Below are 20057 nucleotides of genomic sequence, written 5' to 3'. Positions count from 1 at the left end.
TAGGGCCGTGCGGCGACCTGTGGCTGTCGGGCACATGACAAATTTGTCATCTTGGCAAACCTTGCCCTTCCCCGACAATGCTCGGCATGAAAGTCCTGGTCATCGAAGACGAAATCAAGCTGGCGGACTACCTCCGCAAGGGCCTGACCGAGGAGGGGTTCGTGGTCGATGTGGCGCACGACGGCATCGACGGCCTGCACCTGGCCACCGAGCTGGCCTACGACCTCATCGTGCTTGACGGCATGCTGCCCGGCATCGACGGCCTGGCCGTGCTGGCGGCGCTGCGCCAGTCCCGGCAGACGCCGGTGCTGATGCTGACGGCGCGCGGCCAGGTGGAGGATCGCGTGCGCGGCCTGCAGGGCGGCGCCGACGACTACCTGGTCAAGCCCTTTGCCTTCTCCGAACTGGTCGCGCGCATGCATGTGCTGCTGCGCCGCAGTGTCGGCACGGCGCATCCGGCGGTCGAGGCCACCATGCTGCGCATGGCCGACCTGGAGCTGGACCTGATCCGCCGACGCGCCACGCGCGCCGGCCAGCGCCTGGACCTCACGGCCAAGGAATTCAACCTGCTGAGCCTGCTGCTGCGCCGCCAGGGCGAGGTGCTGTCGCGCACCGAGCTGGCCTCCCAGGTCTGGGACATGAACTTCGACAGCGAGACCAATGTGGTCGAGGTGGCCGTGCGCCGCCTGCGCCTGAAGCTGGACCAGCCCTTCGCGCAGCCGCTGCTGCACACGGTGCGCGGCATGGGCTACGTGCTGGAGTCGCGCGCACCGTGAACGGCAAGGCCCCCGCCGACATTCCCCACCTGGGCCGGCGCCTGTCGCGCTGGCTGGCCCTGCAGACCATGCTGGGCCTGGGCCTGGTGTGCGCGGCCGTCTATGTGGTGGCCTCGATGATGCTGGAGCAGCACCAGAGCGAGACGCTGGACCTCAAGCAGCAGGCCGTGCTGCACCTGATGACGGAAAGCCGCAGCGCCCACAACGAGGCCGGGATGGCCCACATGCTGGACGACTTTCTCACGGGCCTGGACGAGATGTCTCTGCGCATCACCGACATGCAGGGCCGCGTGATCTACGAGCGCCTGCGCATTCCCAAGGCGCCGGGCCGCACGCTGCAGCGCGGCTTCGAGGTGGTGCTGTCCGACTCCGGCCAGCATGCGCGCGCCCAGCTCACTCTGGACCGTGCCGACGATGACCGGCAGCTGTCCCTGCTGGCCTGGACGCTGGCCCTGGCCGCCGTGGGCGGCGCGCTGCTGGTGTCGTTGACCGGCATCTGGCTGGTGCGACTGGGCCTGGCGCCGCTGCGCGAGCTGACCGAGCAGACGCGCCAGCTGTCGGCCCAGGACCTGCAGCGGCGGCTGGACGACAGCGGCCAGCCGCAGGAGCTGCGACCGCTGATCGCGCAATTCAACGCCTTGCTGGAACGGCTGGCCGTGGCCTACCGGCAGATGGAGGCCTTCAATGCCGACGTGGCCCATGAGCTGAACACGCCGCTGACCACCCTGATCAGCAGCTGCGAGCTGGCATTGCGCAAGCCGCGCAGCGAGGCCGAGCTGCGCGAGGTGCTGGCCTCCAACCTGGAGGACCTGCGGCGCATGGCCGGCATCGTGGCCGACATGCTGTTTCTCTCGCAGGCCGACCGGGGCCAGGGCGCGCGCCTGGCGCCTTTGGCCAGCCTGGCCGCGCTGGCCCACGAGGTCATCGACTTCCACGAGGCCGCGCTGCAGGAGGCAGACCTGCAGGTCACTGTCCAGGGCGATGCCGCTGCCGAGGTCGATGCGCGGCTGCTGCGCCGCGCGCTGTCCAACCTGCTGGGCAATGCCACGCGCTATGCGCAGCGCGGCTCCACCATCACCGTGCAGATCGGCTCGCGCCCCTGTGCCCACTATGGCGGGGCGGGCGATGTGGCCCTGGCCTTGCTCAACCAGGGACCGGCCATCGACCCCGCCCACCTGCCGCGCCTGTTCGACCGCTTCTACCGGGCCGACGCCGCGCGCAGCCAGGCCGACCGGAACCATGGCCTGGGCCTGGCCATCGTGGCCGCCATCGCGCGCATGCATGGCGGGCGCTGCTTTGCCGAGTCCGAAGGCGGCTTCACGCGCATCGGCCTGGAGCTGCCGGACAGCCCGAGCCCGCCGCGCGATTCCCCGGCCTGAACACAGGCACCGGAGCGGCGGCACAATGGCGCCCCATGACGCAAGACGCCCCCTCCTCCTACGCAACGCTGCTGGCCGAAGGCAATGCCCTGGTGGCCCAGGCGCAGCGGGCCGCCACCCAGGATTTCGCCCAGGCCCGGGCGCTGTGGCAGCAGGCCGGCAAGCAGTTCTACCTGGCCCACAAGGCCGACCCCGACCAGGCCGAGGGCGCGTTTCGCCTGGCCCAGGCCTGGATGGCCGAAGCCCATGCGCTGCAAAAGGAAGAATCGCCAGACGCCGTGGTGATGTGGCGCAACGCCGCCGCGCAATGCGAGCTGGCGTTCGACCTGGAACCCGAAAACGGCCGCCTGGCCATGACGGCCGCCAGCTGCCACATGTTCGGCGGCCAGCATGACGCGGCCAAGGCCTGGCAGCAGATCGGCCAGCACCTGCTGCCGCCGGCGCCCGAAGGCGACGGCGCCTGAAGCCGGGCTACAGCGCGATCAGCTTGAACACGGCCCGCGCCGTGCACACGGCCTGGCCCGCGCTGTCCAGCACATTGCCCTCGCAGAACACGGTGCGCGCGCCTGCGCGCAGCACGCGGGCCTCGATCAGCAGGTCGGTGGTGGCCGAGGCGAGGAAATGCGTGCTCATCTCGATGGTCACCACGCCCAGCCCCAGCGGGTTGGACGAGCGCGCTGCCGCGCTCAGCGTGAAGTCCAGCGCGCCCATCAGCGCGCCGCCGTGGCCATGCCCCCGGCTGTTGGCCAGGTGCGGGCGCATGGGCAGGCGCGTGCGCGCCAGACCGGGCGCCAGGCTCACGGGCTCCAGGCCGATATGGGACATGAAGGGCACGTCGATGCCGAAGTAGCCGCGCGCCAGCGCGGCGGCCTCCAGGTCCGGGGTGGTGGCGATTCCAACGGCGTTCATCCGATCTCCGCAATCGCCTGGCCTTCGGCCACCGGCTCGCCCACGGCCACGAGCATGCGGCGCACGGTGCCGGCCACCTCGCTTTCCACGGGAATCTCCATCTTCATGGACTCCACGATGATGAGGGTGTCGCCCAGGGCGACGGTGCCGCCTTCGGCGGCTTCCACAGCGGCCACGAGGCCGGCGATGGGGCTTGTGATCATGTTCGGGGTGGTGGTCATGGGTAGGGCTTTCAAAGGTTGGCCAGCACGCGCTGGGCGATGCCGGTGTCGATGCGCAGGTCCAGGAAATCGGCGTGGCCGAGGATGCGTTCGATGAAGGGGATGTTGGTCTTCACGCCCTCGATGCGGGTCTGCGCCAGCGCCTGGCGCAGCCGTGCGATGGCCTGGGCGCGGTCGCTGCCATGGGCCACGAGCTTGGCGACCATGGGGTCGTAGAAGGGCGTGACGCTGCAGCCCTGGGCATAGCCGGTCTCCACGCGCAGGCCTTCGCCCTGGGGCATCTCGAAGCGGTCCAGGCGCCCCGGCGAGGGCAGGAAGCGCACGGGGTCCTCGGCATAGATGCGCGCCTCGATGGCATGGCCGCTGGCCACGGGGTCGGCGGGCAGCACATCGCCCATGCGCTCGCCAGCGGCCAGGCGGATCTGGGCCTCGACGATGTCGGTGCCCGTGATCTCCTCGGTCACCGCATGCTCGACCTGCAGCCGCGTGTTCATCTCCAGGAAGACAAAGCCGTGCTGCGGCGTGTAGAGCATCTCCACGGTGCCGATCACGTCATAGCCCGTGCGCGCCAGCAGGCCGGCCAGCAGTTGCCGCATGTCGGCCAGGGCCTGCGCGGGAATGCCTGCGGGGCGGGCCTCTTCCACCACCTTCTGGTGGCGGCGCTGCACCGAGCAGTCGCGCTCGAACAGCACGCGCGCCGCGCCATGGCGGTCGGCCAGCACCTGGAACTCGATGTGGCGCGGCGCCTCGATCAGCTTTTCCAGGTACAGCTCGGCCGTGCCGAAGTACTTGGCGGCAATGCCGCTGGCCTTGGACCAGGCGGCCTCCAGCTGCGGTGCATCGTGCGCGGGCAGCATGCCGATGCCGCCGCCCCCGCCTGCGGGCTTGACCAGCACGGGAAAACCTATGCGCGCCGCCTCCGCCTGCGCCTCCTGCAGGCTGTGCAGCACGGCCGAGCTGGCCGCCTGCGGCATGCCCCGGGCAGCCATGAAGGCACGCGCCTGGGTCTTGTGGCCCAGCGTGCGTATCCAGTGCGGCGAGGGGCCGATGAAGCACAGGCCCTGGCGCTGCACGGCCTCGGCGAACTCCGCGTTCTCGGAGAGAAAGCCGTAGCCCGGGTGCACGGCATCGGCGCCGGTCTCGCGCGCCACCTGCAGCAGCCGCGCCTGGTCCAGATAGCTTTGCGCGGCGGGCGCAGGGCCGATGCACACGGCCTGGTCAGCCGCCCGGACATAGGGCAGATCGGCATCGGCTTCGGAGTACACGGCCACGGAGGCAATACCCATGCGCCGCAGCGTGCGGATCACGCGTGCGGCCACGGCGCCCCGGTTGGCCACCAGCACGCGGCGGATGGGGTGCAGGGCGCCGCTCATGATGCTTCCCCTGGTGCAGCGGCCACGGCCACCACCGCGTCGACGACGACCGGCGCCTGTGCACCACGCGCCACGAGCACGGGGTTGGCATCGACCGACTGCACGCGCCCGCCCTGGGCCAGCATCCAGTTGCCCAGCCGCACCATCATGGCGGCCACGGCCTCCAGCTCCACGGCCGGCATGCCGCGCACGGCCGCAAAGGCCGGGGCGATGGCCAGGCGCGCAAGGGCATCCAGCGCCTGCCGCGCACTGAAGGGGGCCACGAGGAATTGCACGTCCCTGAGCGCCTCCACCAGCACACCGCCCTGGCCGACCATGACCACCACGCCGAATTCGGCATCCACATGGGCGCCCAGCGCCAGCTCGAAGTCGGCCTTGTGCTGGGCACCCAGCAGCAGGCCGCCATCGGCTGCGCCCAGGCGGCCCAGCGTGGCGGCGAAGTCGGCCAAAGCCGCCAGCGCCTGGCCTGCCTCGCGGATGTTGAGTCGCACCAGGCCATGCTCGGACTTGTGCGAGAGATCGGCGGACACGCCCTTGGCCACCAGGGGCAGCGGCAGGGATTGGAGGGCGGCGCGCACCTCGTCATCGTTCCTGCAGACCAGATGCCGCATCACCGGCAGGCCGGCGCGGGCCAGCTCGGACAGGCTGGAGGGCTCGTCCAGCGTGAGGGAACGGGACGCTGGCGCCGGCAGCGATGCCTCGGCAGACGGCGCCTGTGCCTGCCGGCCACCGGCCTGCTCGGCCAGCAGCGCCAGGCCGCGCATGGCGGCGCGCTCGCTCCAGAAGGTGGGCACGCCCTGGGCCTGGAAGGCCTGGGCCACCCAGTCCTGGTTGACGCTGACCGCAATCGGCACGCCGGTGTCGTGCGCAAAGCGGCTGGCCTGGCCCGCGAAATCGGCAAAGTCATAGCCTTCGCCGCCTATCGGAAAACCTACATGGACGAGGTCCGCCGCGCCGCTGCCCGACAAGGCCCGCAGCGTGTCGCCAAAGGTCTGCGGCCTGCCCAGCAGGGCCGTGGTCATGTCGATGGGATTGCGCGGCGTGACATACGGCGGCAAGGCCTGGGACAGGCCGTCCAGCGTGGCGGCATCGAACGGCTCCAGGGCCAGGCCGTATTCCTCGGCCGCATCGGCCGACAGCACGCAGGTGGCGCCCGAATTGCTGATGCTGACCACGCGGCGACCGCGCGGCGCAGGCTGGGACAGGAATAGCGGCGCGTAGTCGATCAGCTCGCGGAAGTCGGCCAGGCGCGGTATGCCGTGCTGGCGCAGGAAGGCATCGGCCAGCGCGTCCTCTGCCGCCAGCGCGCCCGTGTGCGAGCTGGCCGTGGCCTGGCCTGCGCGCGTGCGGCCGGCCTTCACGGCCAGGATGGTGACGCCGCGCGCATGGGCCAGGCGCGCGGCCTCGGCCAGCCAGGCGCTTTGCCTGAGCGTCTCGATGTAGAGCACGACCAGGCGGATGCCTTCGTCCTCGACCACGGCGCGCACGGCCTCGGCCGCGCAGACATCGGCCTCGTTGCCTGTGGACAGCATGTAGCGCACGCCGATGCCCGCGCGGCGCAGGCCGCCGTAGAGAATGGCCGCGCCCGCACCGCTCTGGCTGACGATGGCCACGGGGCCGTCGGCCGGCGCGTTCTCGTTGATCATGGTCGAGAAGTTGAGGATGGCGCCCGTGGCGAAGTTGGCCACGCCCTGGCAATTGGGGCCGAACAGGCGCAGCCCGCCGCCTGGCGCCCGGCGCGCCCGCGCCACCAGGTCGGCCTGCTGCCGGCGGCCCTCCTCGCCCAGTTCGGCAAAGCCCGAGGAATAGATCACGGCCAGGCGCGCGCCCACGGCCACGCAGTCGTCGATGGCGGCGGCCACGTCCTCGCCGGGCAGGCTGATGACCACGGCGTCGGGCGCCTCGGGCAGCTCGCGCAAGGCAGGGTAGGCGGCCAGGCCCTGGACCTCGGCGCGCTTGGGATTGACGGGCAGGATGCGGCCCGCGAAACCGTGGCGGCGCAGGTAGTCGATGGGCCGGCCACCGGCCTTGATGGGATTGTCGGAGGCGCCAAGGATGGCGACGGAGCGGGGGTTCAGTGCTTGCAACAGAGACATGCGTACCTCATCAATCCAAAGACAAGGCTTCGCGCTGGATGACTTGGCCCCAGTCGGCCACTTCCTTGGCGATGCGCTGGCCGAACGGCGCGGGCGGCATCATCACGGGCTCGCCCTGGCTGCTGAGCACGGCGCGGATGCGTGCGTCCTGCAGCACGCCCCTGGAGGCCTCGTAGAGCCGGTTGACGATGGCCGGCGGCGTGCCCGCAGGCGCCAGCAGGCCGGCCCAGAAGGTGACGTCGAAATCGGCATAGCCGGCCTCGGCCATGGTGGGCACCTCGGGCAGCTGCTGCATGCGCCGGGGCGCGGTGACGGCCAGGGCCACGAGCTTGCCGCTGGCGATGTGGGGCAGCGCGCTCCAGGTGTCGAACTGCGTGTCCAGCTCGCCGCTGAGCACGGCCATCTGCGCCTGCGATGCGCTCTTGTACGGCACATGCGTGGTCTTCACGCCCGTGCGGTTGCTCCAGGCCGCATAGGCCAGGTGGGCGATGTTGCCGGGGCCGGCAGAGCCGTAGCTGAGCTTGTCGGGATGGGCCTTGGCGAAGGCGATCACATCCTTGGCCGAGCGGATCTGGTTCTTCTGCGCCCACTCGGGGTTGACGGTGAGGATGAAGGGCGCATCCAGCACCATGGTGATGGGTGCGAAGTCCTTGGCGCGGTAGGCGATCTTCTTGTAGATCTGGGGGTTGATGGTGATGCTGCTGGAGTTGGTGACCAGCAGGGTGTAGCCGTCGGGCGCGGCGCGCGCCACCTCGCCCACGCCGATGGCGCCGTTGGCGCCGGGCTTGTTCTCCACCACCACGGGCTGGCCCAGCGACTTGCTCAGCGGCTCGGACAGCGCGCGTGCAATGGTGTCGGTGAACGAGCCTGCAGGAAAGCCGACCACGATGCGCACGGGGCGCGTGGGCCACTTGTCCTCCTGGGGGGTCTGGGCCTGGGCCGCCGTCGCGGCGCACAGGGTCAGGCACGGCGCCAGGCACAGGGCCAGGGCGGTGCGGCGCGAGGGCGCGCGCGGTTGTCTGGTTGCCATTGCTTTGTCTCCTTGGGTTTTTATGCGTTCAGGGCCGCAGGCCGAACTGCGGCGCACCGGCCTCGCGCAGCGGCGCGGCCAGTTCCACGAATTCGCTGAGCAGGGCACGCGTGTCGCGCGGATCGATCACCTCGTCGATGCCGAAGGCCTCGGCCGTGCGGAAGGGCGAGGTCAGGCTGCGCACGCGCTGCTCGATCTCGGCGCGCTTTTGCACGGGGTCGTCGGCGCCTTCGATCTCGGCCTTGTAGGCCACCTCCAGCCCGCCCTCGATGGGCAGCGAGCCCCAGTTGGCCGAGGGCCAGGCATAGCGGAAGTTGAAGCGGCCCATGTGCTGGTGGCCGGCCGCCGCCACGCCGTAGGCGCGGCGGATGAGGATGCTGCACCAGGGCACGGTGGCCTGGTAGACGGCGGCCAGGGCGCGCACGCCGTAGCGCATGACGCCGGCCTTCTCGGCCTCCACGCCGATCTGGAAGCCCGCGATGTCCACCAGGTTGACCACGGGCAGATGAAAGGTCTGGGCCATGTCCACGAAGCGCGTGAACTTCTCGGCCGAGGGACCATCCCAGCCGCCGCCGTAGAAGTACGGGTCGCTGGCCACCACGGCCACGGGCCAGCCATCGATGCGCGCCAGCCCGGTGACGATGGCCCGGCCCCAGTGGCGGCCCGTCTCCAGGAAGGAGCCCTCATCGACCAGGCATTCGACGATGGGCCGGATCTTGTAGACCTTGCGGCCATCACGCGGAATGGCCGACAGCAGCCATTCGTCGCGCCGCCGCGGATCGTCCTGCGGCGCGGTGCGTGCGGGCAGTTCGTAGACCGACGATGGCAGGTAGGACAGGAAGCGGCGCACGCGCTCGAAGGCTTCCTGCTCGGTGGCCACCTCGTCATCGACCACGCCGTTGCGCGTGTGCACCTGGCTGCCGCCCAGCTCGTTCTTGGTCACGTTCTGGCCGATGCGCGCCACCACGGGCGGGCCGGCATTGAACAGCTGGGCGGTCTCCCTGACCATCACCGAGTAATGGCTGGAGGCCACGCGCGCCGCGCCCATGCCGGCCACCGAGCCCAGGGCCAGCGAAACCACGGGCACGGTGGACAGGTTCTGCACCACCTGGCTCCAGACCTTCATGGTGGGTACGCTGGTGTAGCCCTTGGTCTCGATATTGCGCACCGAGCCGCCGCCGCCCGTGCCGTCCACCAGGCGCACCATGGGCAGGCGCAGGTCGTGCGCCATCTTCTCGGCAAAGATCAGCTTGTCGCCCACGGCGCCGTCGTTGGCACCGCCGCGCACCGTGAAATCGTCACCCACCACGACCACGGGCCGCCCGCCCACGCGTGCCCGGCCCATGATGAGGTTGGAGGGCGTGAAGTCCGTCAGCCGGCCCAGGCCGTCGTACTGGCCCGAGCCGGTGAGCGAGCCCACCTCCACGAAGGACTGCGCGTCCGTGCAGGCCGCGATGCGCTCGCGCACCGTGAGCTTGCCCGCGGCCTTGTGCCGCGCCACCTTTTCCTCTCCGCCCAGTTTGGCCGCCAGCGCGCGGCGGTATGCGATCTCGTCCACTTCGGGTTGCCAGCTCATGTCGTCGTGTCTCCTTGTGCCTGTAGAGATGCACAAGGCGTGCCAGAACGCAGGGCGTTGAATTCAAAGGATTTTTTCCACGATCAATCCTCGCGTGTCCACATCGAGGACAGCCTCGAAGACACGGCTTGGGTGCTGTCTTCCATGGAGACACAACGGGGACAGACCCGTGGCCTGCGCGCCGCTAGAGTGCGTTCACCCCCGCCACTGCCCGCCATGCCCATGCCCAGCTCTCCCGACCACCGATTCGGCGTCCTCGTCTGGCGACGCGGTTTGCCCGAGCCCGTGGCGCGGCTGGGCCTGGCGCAGGAGCCGCTGCTGCATGCAGCCGTCACCGAGGCCATGGCCCGCGCGCACGGCGACGGGAACAACCCCATCGGCCATGGCCAGCTGCTGCACGTGGAAACACCGGGCCCGCGCGGCACGGTGGCCCGCCATGTGGCCGTGGTGCTGGCCGATGCCGAGGGCGAGGTCGCCCTGCTGCGCCCGGCCGACGAGGCGGCGGCACTGTTCGACATGGTGGCCAGCGTGCCCTTCGCCTTCGCCATCCTCAACATGTTCCTGACCAACCCGTACCAGGCGATCACGGTGGCCGACCATGAAGGGCTGATGCGCTACATCAGCCCCGTGCACGAGAAGTTCTTCGGCCTGGCGCCCGGCACGGCCACAGGCCGGCGCGCCGAGGACGTGATCCCCAACTCGCGCCTGCCCCACGTGGTGCGCAGCGGCCGGGCCGAGATCGGCGACCTGCAGCAGCTGGGGCCGGGCGTGAGCCGCATCGTCAACCGCATGCCGGTCTACGAGGGCGGCGCCGTGGTGGGCGCCGTGGGCCAGGTCAGCTTCAGCGGCGTGGAGGCACTCAACCGCATGCAGCAGCGCCTGAACCAGCTGCATGACGAGGTGCAGCACTACAAGCGCGAACTGAGCCAGCTGCGCGGCGGCACGCCCACGGCGCAGATGGTGGGCGCCAGCGCCCCCATGCAAAGGCTGGCACGCGAGATCGACGCCGTGGCGCGGCTCGATGTGCCCGTGCTCATCCTGGGCGAGAGCGGCAGCGGCAAGGAACTGGTGGCCCAGGCCCTGCATGCACGCGGGCGCGATGCCCAAGCGCCCCTGGTCAGCCTCAACCTCGCGGCCTTGCCGGCCACGCTGATCGAGTCCGAGCTGTTCGGCTACGAGGCCGGCGCCTTCACGGGCGGGCGCAGGCAGGGCCAGCCCGGCAAGCTGGAGCAGGCCGAGGGCGGCACGCTCTTCCTCGACGAAGTGGCCGACATTCCCATGGAGATCCAGGTCAAGCTGCTGCGCGTGCTGGAGGACCGCCAGGTGCAGCGCCTGGGCGCGCACAGCGGCCGGCAGGTGAACTTCCGCATCGTGGCCGCCACGCACCGCGACCTGCGCGGCCTCATCGACAGCGGCCGCTTCCGGCTGGACCTGTTCTACCGCCTCAGCGGCGTGGTGCTGCATGTGCCCGCCCTGCGCCAGCGCCTGGAGGACATCCCGGCCCTGGTGCAGCGCTTTGCCCAGTCGTTCTGCGAGCGCAACGGCATTGCGCTGCCCCGCATCGCGCCCGGTGTCATGCCCTACCTGGCCCGGCAGGCCTGGCCCGGCAATGTGCGCCAGCTGCGACAGCGCGTGGAAGAGGCCCTGGTGTTCTGCGATGGCCACCTGCTGGACGTGGACAACTTCGCGCGCCACGAGGACCCGCTGGCCGGCGCGCGGCCTTTGGCCGTTGCCGTTGCCGTTGCCGTTGCCGAGGCCGACATGCCCTCCACCGGCGCCGTGGCACCGCTCAAGGACCAGGAGCGCAACGCCATCCTCGATGCCATCGCACGCTGCGGCGGCAACAAGAAGCTGGCCGCGCAGGAGCTGGGCATCTCGCGCTCCTATCTGTACAAGGTGCTGGGCGCGGCATCGCCCGGCTGAGCCGGTCAGGCCCAGGGCTGGCAGGGAATTCGAGACAGCGGCTGGACGCACCGTTGCCATACTAGGCACTCCTTACCCACTGCCGCCCCTGCCGCACCCGGCGCCCCGAATGCAAGACACCCGAGACGCGCTCGAACAGCGCCAGATTCCCATCTACTTCGCCGCCGTGGCCCTGGCCGCGGCCGCCGCCTGGGCGCTGCCCGGCACGGGCGTGCCGGAGCGTGCCATCAACCCCGCGCTGGCGTTGATGCTCTATGTGACCTTCTTGCAGGTGCCCGTGGCCGAGCTGCGGCGCGCCTTCGGCCAGGTGCGCTTCCTGGCTGCGCTGATGGCGGCCAACTTCATCGTGGTGCCGTTGCTGGTCTGGGCCCTGCTGCAGTTCCTGCCCGCCGCCCCCCTGCTGCGCCTGGGCGCGCTGCTGGTGATGCTGGCGCCCTGCATCGACTACGTGGTCACCTTCTCCCACCTGGGGCGCGCCGACGCGCGCCTGCTGCTGGCGGCCACGCCGGCCCTGCTGATCGCGCAGATGCTGGCCCTGCCCGGCTATCTGGGCCTGTTCCTGGGTGACGATGCGGCGCGGCTGGTCCAGGCCGGGCCTTTCCTGCACGCCTTTGTCTGGCTGATCGCCGTGCCGCTGGCCCTGGCCGCCGCCACCCAGCTGTGGGCCGCCCGCAGCCGTCGCGCGGCCAGCGCCTCGGCATGGCTGGGCCTGCTGCCCGTGCCGGCCACGGCGCTGGTGCTGTTCGTGGTGATCGCCTCCGTGCTGCCCCAGCTGGGCCCGGCCACACACGCGGCCTGGAGCGTGGTGCCCGTCTACGCGGCCTTCGCGGTGGCAGCGCCCGTACTGGGCTGGCTGGTGGCGCGCGCCTTCCGGCTCCCGGCAGCCTCGGGCCGCGCCGTCGCGTTCAGCGCGGGCACGCGCAATTCGCTGGTCGTGCTGCCGCTGGCCCTGGCCGTGCCTGGCGCCATTCCCGTGCTGCCGGCCGTCATCGTCACGCAGACGCTGGTGGAGCTGCTGGCCGAACTGGCCTATGTGCGCGTGATTGCGCTGTGGGGCCGGGACCCGCCAGCCGGCCAGTGATCAGGCCCACAGCCGCCCCGCATTGGACAGCAGGAACAGCAGCAGCCCCACGGCACCGCCGACCACGGTGCCGTTGATGCGGATGTACTGCAGGTCCTTGCCGATGTGCAGCTCGATCAGCTCGGACAGCTCGCGCGCATCCCAGCGCCGCACGGTATCGGCAATGTGCTGGGCCAGGAACTGCGAGACATCGGGCGCCAGCGCCTGGGCCCAGCGCTTGAGGCGCTCGTTCATGGAACTGCGCAGCGCCTCGTCGTGCGCCAGCGACTGGCCCAGCCAGCGGCCCATGGCGGCGGTCTTGCGCGCCACCTGCGAATGCTCGTTGGCCAGGTCCGCCTGCAGCTTGGCGCGCAGTCCCAGCCACAGCGCCCGCAGGTAGCCGGCCAGCTTCTCGTCGTGCAGCAGGTAGTGGCGCAGCCGCTCGGCGCGCTCGGACATGGCAGGGTCGGACTGCAGCCGTGTGACCAGCCGGTCCACGGAGGCGTCGAAGGCCTTGCGCATGTGGTGTTCTGGATTGCTGGCAATGTCCTGCAGCAGGCTGTCGAGCGCGCCCGCAATGGCGCTGGCGCCCTTGTCGCTGAGCCAGTCCGTGGGCAGCATCTTTTCCTTGAGCGGATGCTCGCGCTTGAGCCACAGCACGATGGTCTGGGCGATCAGCACATGGGTCTCGGCCTCGCGCAGCACGCCGCTGACGCGGGCCAGCACATCGTCCAGCACGGCCTGGTGGCGGCCGTCCTTGGTCAGGCCCGACAACAGATCCGCCGCCGCGCGGGGCAGGTCCACCTGGGCCAGCAAGGCCTTGAATGCCTGGGTCAGGAACCGCTCCACCTGCCGGTCCTGCACCATCTCCAGCGCCGCCAGCGCCAGCCGCGCCACCTGCCGCCCCAGCAGGGCGCTGTTGGCAGGCGTGGTCAGCCAACCGGCCAGCGCGCGCGCAGGATCATGGCGCTCGATCAGCGCCACCAGCGAAGGCCCGTCCAGGAACTTGTCGCGCACGAAATTCGCCAGGTTCTCGCCGATGCGGTCCTTGTTGCGCGGAATGATGGCCGTGTGGCGCCCGACCAGGGGCAGCGGAATGCGCCGGAACAGCGCCGACACCGCAAACCAGTCGGCCAGCGCGCCGACCAGCGAGGCCTCGGTCACGGCCTTGATGCAGGCCAGCCACAGCGGCACCTGCTGCCAGTGCCCCGCCGCCACGGACGAGGCCACGAAGCCCAGCGCCACGAACAGCAGCAGCGCCAGCGGCAGGCGTTTGGCCGACTTCAGTGTTTGACGTTGCTCTGGCGACAGCATGGAGCGCAGCATACGACGCCCGTCCGCCATCCGCATGACGATGCCTGCCGCCAAAGCCTGTCAGCCAGCGCCTGCCTGCGAATTGCGCTGACAATACCGGCTTTCTTCAGAACCCTCTTGCGAGAACAAGACCATGACCGACGCCAACGCACCCGCCGATCGCCCCGCACTGCCCGACCACCTGTCCATCGACCCGCGCAGCCCGCACCATGTGGCCGCCGTGTTCGAGCACGACATCGGCATCCGCTTCAACGGCAACGAGCGCTTCGATGTGGAGGAATACTGCGTGAGCGAGGGATGGATCAAGGTGCCGGCCGGCAAGACGGTGGACCGCAAGGGAAGGCCCCTGCTGATCAAGCTCAAGGGCGCCGTGGAAGCCTTCTACCGCTGATTTCCTGCGCCTGTGCCGCCACAGGCTTGACCTGCCGGTCGCAAGGCCGGCCGCAACCTCTTCAGGAATCAGCGGGCTTCAGCTCGCATCGGCCCGCGGCGCCGGCGGATTCCTGAACTTCTCCCGCAGATCGGCGCAGTGGTCCTTGGCGGGCAGGGCATCCGTCTTCTGCAGCCAATCCACATCCGAGGCCTGCGCCACCGATGTCTCCCCCGCCTGCGCCACGGCCACCTTGGCGCCTGCGGCCTCGGGCAGCCAGGTGGGAATGCCCACGCCGCGCAGCACGTGGCCGCGCCCGGCCACCAGCAGCACGGTCTTGCCGGGCTTGACAGCGGCCCTGGCCACCTCGGCCATGCTGGCGTCGCGGGCCAGCTGGATGCGGGCCATGGGCGGCAGCTGGGCGTCGGGCAGCAGGCCGCAGTGGCCTTCGCGGATGGCGTCGAGCTGGCGCTGCCAGCCCTCGGGCGGCAGGTGGGTGTCCAGGTTCTCGTTGCGCATGGCCTGCTTCATGTCGGCGCGCGGCAGGTTGCCGCCCAGCACGGGCACGCCCGCGCGCACGGCGGCCATGACCACGCCGCGGTAGCGCGGCCAGGGCCAGGCCGCGTCCTGCCATTGCAGGGCCTGCTGCACCGCGTCCTCGGAGGCATCGCGCGGCAGGGACGCGGTGGAGCCGGTGCGCGGTGCCATCTCGATCACCAGCGCGGCCAGGCGCTCCTGTTTTGCCAACTGCTCCACCGTGGCCTGCTGCCAGGCCTGGTGGGCGACCGCATCGTGCTGCTCGCCCAGCAGCACGATGGGCGCGTCGGACCAGCGCTGCAACTGCTGCGTCCAGTCCCGCGCCGGGGCGGAGGAGCTGGCGCAGCCGGCAAGGGCTGCCGCCAGCAATGCGGCCGCAGCCAGGCCGGCGAGGCCGGGGTTGCGGATGAAGGGGCGGGGGATGGAGCGGACTTGCATGGCCCCATGCTAAACACTGGCCTCGCCCGGGGGCTCCATAGGCCCTGTGGGCATTGGGGGCAGCCGCAGGTGCCAGCCTTTGCGGCAATGGATGGCGCTTGATTCAGGTCAAGACGCGCCGGTGTGCAATGGCTACATTGCAGTCATGCATGGCAAGCCCTCGCTTTCGACCAAGCTGCTGCTCATGGGCGCGGCCTGCCTGCTCGCGGCCGTGGCATCGATCGGTTTCACGCTGTGGGTGGCCTGGCAGCTGGAGGGCGGCGCGGCGGCGGTGAACGAGGCCGGACGGCTGCGCATGAGCATGGTGCGCATGGCCATGGCGCGCCAGAACGAGGCGCCTGCGCAGTGGCAGGAGCGCGCACGGCAGTTCGACGCCAGCCTGGACCTGCTGCGCAGCGGCGACATGTCGCGGCCGCTGTTCGTGCCCTGGAGCGATGTGGTCAGCGCGCGCTACGAGCGCATACGCGGCGACTGGAGTGCGCTGCGCACGCAGTGGCAGGCCGAGGACCATGTGGATGCGCAAGCCATCATGGGCAGCGCCGACGCCTTCGTGCGCGAGGTGGACGGTTTCGTCGAGGCCATCGAGGACCGGCTCTCGCGCTGGACGGCCATCCTGCACCTGTTCCAGATGTGCCTGATGGCGCTGGCCATCATCGCGGCCGTGAGTTTCATGGCCACCAGCTACTGGCTGGTGCTGCATCCCGTGGGCCAGCTGCGCTCGGCGCTGGAGCGCATGCGCCGCGGACACCTGGACACGCGCATGCGCGTGGAGGTGGATGACGAGTTCGGCCAGCTGGCCGCAGGCTTCAACCTCATGGCCCAGTCGCTGCAAAGCTCGCACGCCGAGCTGGAGGACAAGGTGCGCGAGAAGACCGCCAGCCTCAACGTGCAGCACCAGCAGCTGCAGGCGCTGTACGCGGTCAGCGTGCAGGCGTCGGAGGCCGCCAGCCTCCAGGCCCTGGCCGAAGGCTTTGTGCGCCAGGTCCGCCTGGCGGCCCAGGCCGATGCGGCCACGGTGCGCTGGTCCGACGAGGCCAACGAGCGCTACGTGCTGCTGGCCGGCGACGGCCTGCCCCAGTCCATGTCGGTGCAGGAGCACTGCCTGCACACGGGAGCCTGCCTGTGCGGCCAGCCGCGCGAGCAGGCGCGGTTGCGCGTGATCCCCATCACGCCGGCCAGCGACCTGCAGCTGCCGCACTGCCGCGAGGCAGGCTTCCGGACCGTGGTCAGCATTCCCGTGCAACTGCAGCAGCGCCTGCTGGGCGAGGTCAACCTGTTCTTTCGCTCCACCGTGGTGCTCACGGATGGCATGCGCGACCTGCTGTCCGCCATGGCGCGCCACCTGGCCAGCGCCATGGAAAGCCTGCGCGCCACGGCGCTGGAGCGCGAGGCCGCCGTGGCCGAGGAGCGCGGCCTGATCGCACGCGAGCTGCATGACTCCATTGCCCAGTCGCTGGCCTTTCTCAAGATACAGACCCAGCTGCTGCGCGACGCCGTGGCCAAGGGCCGCGACGAGGCGCGCGACCGCAGCCTGGACGAACTGGAAGTCGGCGTGCGCGAATGCTATGCCGACGTGCGCGAGCTGCTCGTGCATTTCCGCACGCGCACCAGCGCCGAGGACATCGAGGCCGCGCTGCGCGCCACGCTGTCCAAGTTCGAGCACCAGACGGGCATCGCCACCTCGCTGACCATGTCGGGCCAGGGCCTGCCGCTGGCGCCCGATGTGCAGATCCAGGTGCTGCACATGGTGCAGGAGGCGTTGTCCAACGTGCGCAAGCACGCGGGTGCCAGGCATGTGCAGCTGCGCGTGGGTCGCCACCCCTGGCGCTTCGAAGTCTGCGACGACGGCTGCGGCTTCGTCCCCGCCGACGTTGCGCCGGACTCGCTGCATGTGGGCCTGGGCATCATGCGCGAGCGCGCCTTGCTGGCGCAGGCGCTGGTCCATGTGCACTCCCGCCCCGGCGAGGGCACGCGCGTGCTGATCGAGCTGCCTCCTTCGGCCTCGGCCGGTGCCTCCGTGCCGCCGCCCGCGCAGGCCCTTCCCTTGAACACCCAGTAGGCCGCCGCCCCATGTCCTTCGCCAGCCCCATCTCCGTCTTCGTCATCGACGACCACACGCTGTTCCGCCGCGGCCTGATCGCCCTCATCGCCCAGGACGCAGGCCTGCGCGTGGTCGGCGAGGCCGGCGACGCGGGCGAGGCCCTGCGCCTGGTGCCCGCGCTGGCGCCCCAGGTCATCCTGCTGGACAACCACCTGCCGGGCGTGCTGGGCGTCGATGCCATCGCGGGCCTGCGCGCGGCCTCGCCGGGCAGCCGTGTCGTCATGCTCACCGTGAGCGAGGACGGCCAGGACCTGGCGGCCGCGCTGCGCAACGGCGCCCAGGGCTATCTGCTCAAGACCATCGACGGCGACCTGCTGTCCGAGGCCCTGCGCCGCGCCGCACGCGGCGAGCCCGTGGTCAGCCCCGAGATGATGGGCAAGCTGGTGGCAGCCTTCCAGTCCCAGGGCGCGCCCGAGCCCCAGGCGCCCGAGCCGGACGAGGTCCCGGCCTCGCCGCTGTCCCCGCGCGAGGAAGAGGTGCTGGTCCAGATCGCCCGCGGCGCCAGCAACAAGGAAATCGCCCGCACGCTGGACATTGCCGAGACCACGGTCAAGATCCACGTCCAGCACATCCTGCGCAAGCTCGGCCTGAGTTCGCGCGTGCAGGCGGCGGTGTATGCGTCGGAGCGGCAGCGGGATTAGCGGCCTACGCTGTGGCTGAAGCCCAACCATCCCCCGCACACCGCAGCGCCCACCCCCACGCCAGCGCGGCTGCCACGACCAGGCCGGTGAGCATGGCTGCCGCGCCCATGGCGTCCAGCGCCACGCCGGCCGCAAGCGGCACCAGCATGCGGCTGGCGGCGAACAGGCTGGCCTGCAGGCCGTAGTCGAAGGCCTGCCAGCGCGGGCGGGCGAATTGCATCATCAGGCCGAAGACGCAGGCCGAGGAGGCTCCCATGGCTGCTGCCACGCAGGCCACGGCCGCGACCAGGCCCGGGGCCGGGGCGCCGGCTGCGATGACGGCCGCCAGCAGCGCCAGCGCCGCCACGTTGCAGCCCGCATACAGGGGCAGGGCGCGCCGGGTGCCCAGGCGGCGCGTGAGCTGGGGCGAGGCCGCGCCCGCCAGCGCGGCCACCACGCCGCCGCCCATGCCGGCCAGCAGGGCGGCCTGGGCGGGCGCGAAGCCGTGGTCCAGCATCAGCGGCTTCAGGTAGAACCAGGCCGCGCCGATGAAGGGGAAGTAGCTGACCAGCACCAGGGTCCAGCGCCAGGCGCCGGGCTGGGCGCCGTAGCCCCGCACCATGGCGGCCAAGCCCGCTTCAGCAGTTGGCAGCGGCCGCGGCCGCGGCGATGGTGCGTCCTCGGGCTCATGGCGGACCACCCAGGCCAGCAGCAGGGCGCCCAGGACCAGCGCGCCGGCCAGGCAGAGGAAGGGCGCGCGCCAGCCCCATTTCGCCTGCATGAGCAGCATCATCCCGCCGCCCACGATGGCGCCCAGCGACAGCGCCGCCGCGCGCACGCCCCCGGCGCGCATGCGCTCGGATGCGGGCAGCAGGCGGATGGCCAGGGCGCTGACGGGAATGTCGGCCCAGGTGGCGGCCAGCGCGGCCGCGAAGGCCAGGCCGAACAGCCACAGGCGCTCGGCCAGCAACTGCTGCCAGCCCAGGGCCAGCAGCACGGCTGCATAGGCCAGGCACAGGGCCAGCGCCCAGGCGCGGTAGCGCGGCTGGCCGTTCGCGCTGCGCGCTTCCACGGGCGCGGCCAGCGCGAACTTGATCAGCGCGGGCAGCCCCGCCAGCTGGAACAGGCCGATGGCCGTGCCCGACCAGCCATGCTGGCGCATGACCAGGGGCAGGCCCAGCCAGAGGTAGACGCTGGGCGCCGTGAGCGCCAGGTGCAGCCAGCCGAAAAGTGCCTGGAGCAGCCAGACCGGGCGAGGGCGGGCGGTGCTCATTGTGCTGCCTTGCGCGCCACGAGCACGGCCAGCGGCGCCATCGGAAACTCGCGCGACTCGATGCGTTCGATGCGCTCGAAACCCGCCTGCGCCAGCAGCGCCTGCAGCTCGCCGCGCCGGGTCACGCTGCGGCCCAGCAGGCGCATGGGCAGGTAGTAGGGCAGGGTGCGCAGGGCGGCTTCGGGCGTCTCATCCACCTCGGCATGGGCGCAGACGAAGACGCCGCCGGGCGCCAGCGCGTCGAACACCTTGGCCACCACGGCCACCGCATCGGGCACGAAGTGCAGCACGGACGAGCACCAGACCAGGTCGTAGCCGCTGCCTATGCCGTCCGTGGCCAGGTTGCCGCCCAGCGCGGTGAAGCGGTCGGACAGGCGGGACTGCCGGGCGTTGTCCGCCGCCACGGCCACGGCCTCGGGCCAGTCGAAAACGCTGGCCTGTAGTGCGGGCTGCTGGCGCAGCAGGGCCAGCGCGATCCAGCCGGGGCCGCCGCCCAGGTCCAGCATGCGGCGCGCGGCGCCTGCCTCGGGAACCTGCTGCAGCAGGTTCAGCGCGGCAGGCACGCTGACGGCACGCTGCTCCTGGCCGATCTGGGCGCGCGCGGCGGCGGCCCAGCCTTCGGCATTGCCCGTGGCCAAGGGGGCGCTGCAGGCCGAGCCGTCCCCGGCAGGGCCGTGCTCGACCAGGCCGCGCAGCAGCGTGGCGGAGTGGCGCAGAGAGCGCAGGCGGAACAGCCAGGCCGCGCCGCAGGACTCGGGCGATGCGCTGTGCAGGTAGCGCAGCGCATCGGTGGCCAGCAGGTAGCTCACGGGCTCGTGCTGGCCGCGCCGCAGGAGGCCCATGCTCCACAGCAATTCCAGCCAGTGGGAGGTATTGGCCTCGTTCCAGCCCTGGGCCTGGGCCAGCTCGGCCGGCGTCTGGGGCGTGGCCAGCCGGTCCAGTGCCCCCGATTCGAGGGCCAGCACCAGGGCCTCGGCCTGGACCTGGGCGGCGGCCAGGTCCCACAGCGGTTGCAGGGCGTGAGAGGGGGTGTGGGTAGGGGATTCACGGCGGGGGGGTAT

At 71.1% G+C, this 20057-nt stretch carries 18 protein-coding genes; 8 read left to right on the top strand and 10 right to left on the bottom strand.

What is annotated here, in order from left to right:
* Positions 1–86: 86 nt before the first annotated feature.
* Genes ACFPFG_RS15620 through ACFPFG_RS15610 form a run of 3 tightly spaced genes read left to right on the top strand, consistent with a single transcriptional unit; the run spans position 87 to position 2619 of the window.
* Positions 87–776: a heavy metal response regulator transcription factor gene (locus ACFPFG_RS15620; protein WP_183020278.1), complete on the top strand. Its 690-nt coding sequence runs from the start codon at positions 87–89 to the stop codon at positions 774–776.
* Entirely contained in the window at positions 773–2155 is a 1383-nt protein-coding gene (locus tag ACFPFG_RS15615) for a heavy metal sensor histidine kinase (RefSeq protein WP_380107326.1), read from the top strand. The genes ACFPFG_RS15620 and ACFPFG_RS15615 overlap by 4 nt, the downstream gene beginning before the upstream one ends.
* A 35-nt stretch (positions 2156–2190) precedes the next feature.
* Entirely contained in the window at positions 2191–2619 is a 429-nt protein-coding gene (locus ACFPFG_RS15610) for a hypothetical protein (RefSeq protein ID WP_013804407.1), read from the top strand.
* A 7-nt stretch (positions 2620–2626) separates the two neighbouring features.
* Here the strand turns inward: ACFPFG_RS15610 and ACFPFG_RS15605 are convergent, their stop codons facing one another.
* From ACFPFG_RS15605 to ACFPFG_RS15580, 6 genes are read right to left on the bottom strand one after another with little or no spacing between them, the layout of a single operon-like run.
* Positions 2627–3064 (bottom strand): PaaI family thioesterase, encoded by a 438-nt coding sequence (locus ACFPFG_RS15605; RefSeq protein WP_183020280.1) that lies wholly within the window; start codon positions 3062–3064, stop codon positions 2627–2629.
* The gene (locus ACFPFG_RS15600; RefSeq protein ID WP_234639098.1) at positions 3061–3285 is read right to left on the bottom strand and encodes an acyl-CoA carboxylase biotin carboxyl carrier protein subunit; all 225 of its coding nucleotides are present in this window, start codon (positions 3283–3285) and stop codon (positions 3061–3063) included. Before ACFPFG_RS15600 ends, ACFPFG_RS15605 begins: the two co-directional genes overlap by 4 nt.
* Before the next feature lie 11 nt (positions 3286–3296).
* Complete coding sequence (locus tag ACFPFG_RS15595; protein ID WP_380107322.1) at positions 3297–4658, bottom strand: acetyl-CoA carboxylase biotin carboxylase subunit; 1362 nt, start codon at positions 4656–4658, stop codon at positions 3297–3299.
* Positions 4655–6754: an acetate--CoA ligase family protein gene (locus ACFPFG_RS15590; RefSeq protein ID WP_380107320.1), complete on the bottom strand. Its 2100-nt coding sequence runs from the start codon at positions 6752–6754 to the stop codon at positions 4655–4657. Before ACFPFG_RS15590 ends, ACFPFG_RS15595 begins: the two co-directional genes overlap by 4 nt.
* A gap of 10 nt (positions 6755–6764) precedes the next feature.
* On the bottom strand, positions 6765–7784 hold the full coding sequence (locus ACFPFG_RS15585; protein WP_197953738.1) for a tripartite tricarboxylate transporter substrate binding protein: 1020 nt from the start codon (positions 7782–7784) through the stop codon (positions 6765–6767).
* A 28-nt stretch (positions 7785–7812) separates the two neighbouring features.
* A complete protein-coding gene (locus ACFPFG_RS15580; protein WP_380107318.1) occupies positions 7813–9360 on the bottom strand; it encodes an acyl-CoA carboxylase subunit beta in 1548 nt (515 codons plus the stop codon).
* A gap of 222 nt (positions 9361–9582) precedes the next feature.
* Here ACFPFG_RS15580 and ACFPFG_RS15575 point away from each other — a divergent pair, with 222 nt between their 5' ends.
* A complete protein-coding gene (locus tag ACFPFG_RS15575) occupies positions 9583–11283 on the top strand; it encodes a sigma-54 interaction domain-containing protein (RefSeq protein ID WP_380107316.1) in 1701 nt (566 codons plus the stop codon).
* A gap of 109 nt (positions 11284–11392) precedes the next feature.
* Positions 11393–12364, top strand: a complete 972-nt coding sequence (locus ACFPFG_RS15570; RefSeq protein ID WP_183020286.1) for an arsenic resistance protein — start codon at positions 11393–11395, stop codon at positions 12362–12364.
* On the opposite strand, the gene ACFPFG_RS15565 is transcribed toward ACFPFG_RS15570, so the two are convergent.
* Positions 12365–13669, bottom strand: a complete 1305-nt coding sequence (locus ACFPFG_RS15565; RefSeq protein WP_380107314.1) for a DUF445 domain-containing protein — start codon at positions 13667–13669, stop codon at positions 12365–12367.
* Positions 13670–13790: 121 nt separating this feature from the next.
* Between ACFPFG_RS15565 and ACFPFG_RS15560 the strand changes: the two genes are divergently transcribed.
* Positions 13791–14048, top strand: a complete 258-nt coding sequence (locus ACFPFG_RS15560; protein WP_012203034.1) for a DUF3297 family protein — start codon at positions 13791–13793, stop codon at positions 14046–14048.
* A 78-nt stretch (positions 14049–14126) separates the two neighbouring features.
* On the opposite strand, the gene ACFPFG_RS15555 is transcribed toward ACFPFG_RS15560, so the two are convergent.
* Complete coding sequence (locus ACFPFG_RS15555; protein ID WP_380107312.1) at positions 14127–15002, bottom strand: ChaN family lipoprotein; 876 nt, start codon at positions 15000–15002, stop codon at positions 14127–14129.
* A 145-nt stretch (positions 15003–15147) separates the two neighbouring features.
* Between ACFPFG_RS15555 and ACFPFG_RS15550 the strand changes: the two genes are divergently transcribed.
* Together ACFPFG_RS15550 and ACFPFG_RS15545 are read left to right on the top strand one after the other, a co-directional pair.
* Complete coding sequence (locus ACFPFG_RS15550) at positions 15148–17061, top strand: type IV pili methyl-accepting chemotaxis transducer N-terminal domain-containing protein (RefSeq protein ID WP_380107310.1); 1914 nt, start codon at positions 15148–15150, stop codon at positions 17059–17061.
* An 11-nt stretch (positions 17062–17072) separates the two neighbouring features.
* Positions 17073–17744: a response regulator gene (locus tag ACFPFG_RS15545; protein WP_183020290.1), complete on the top strand. Its 672-nt coding sequence runs from the start codon at positions 17073–17075 to the stop codon at positions 17742–17744.
* Between the two features lie 4 nt (positions 17745–17748).
* Here the strand turns inward: ACFPFG_RS15545 and ACFPFG_RS15540 are convergent, their stop codons facing one another.
* Together ACFPFG_RS15540 and ACFPFG_RS15535 are read right to left on the bottom strand one after the other, a co-directional pair.
* Complete coding sequence (locus ACFPFG_RS15540) at positions 17749–18996, bottom strand: MFS transporter (protein WP_380107308.1); 1248 nt, start codon at positions 18994–18996, stop codon at positions 17749–17751.
* Positions 18993–20057, bottom strand: coding sequence for a class I SAM-dependent methyltransferase (locus ACFPFG_RS15535; protein ID WP_380110284.1), 1065 nt, complete (start codon positions 20055–20057; stop codon positions 18993–18995). Before ACFPFG_RS15535 ends, ACFPFG_RS15540 begins: the two co-directional genes overlap by 4 nt.

Source organism: Delftia deserti, from assembly GCF_042653485.1.
GTDB classification, from domain to species: domain Bacteria; phylum Pseudomonadota; class Gammaproteobacteria; order Burkholderiales; family Burkholderiaceae_C; genus Comamonas; species Comamonas acidovorans.
The sequence above is the reverse complement of the archived record's forward strand: the minus strand, read 5'-3'. Positions and strand labels throughout refer to the sequence as shown.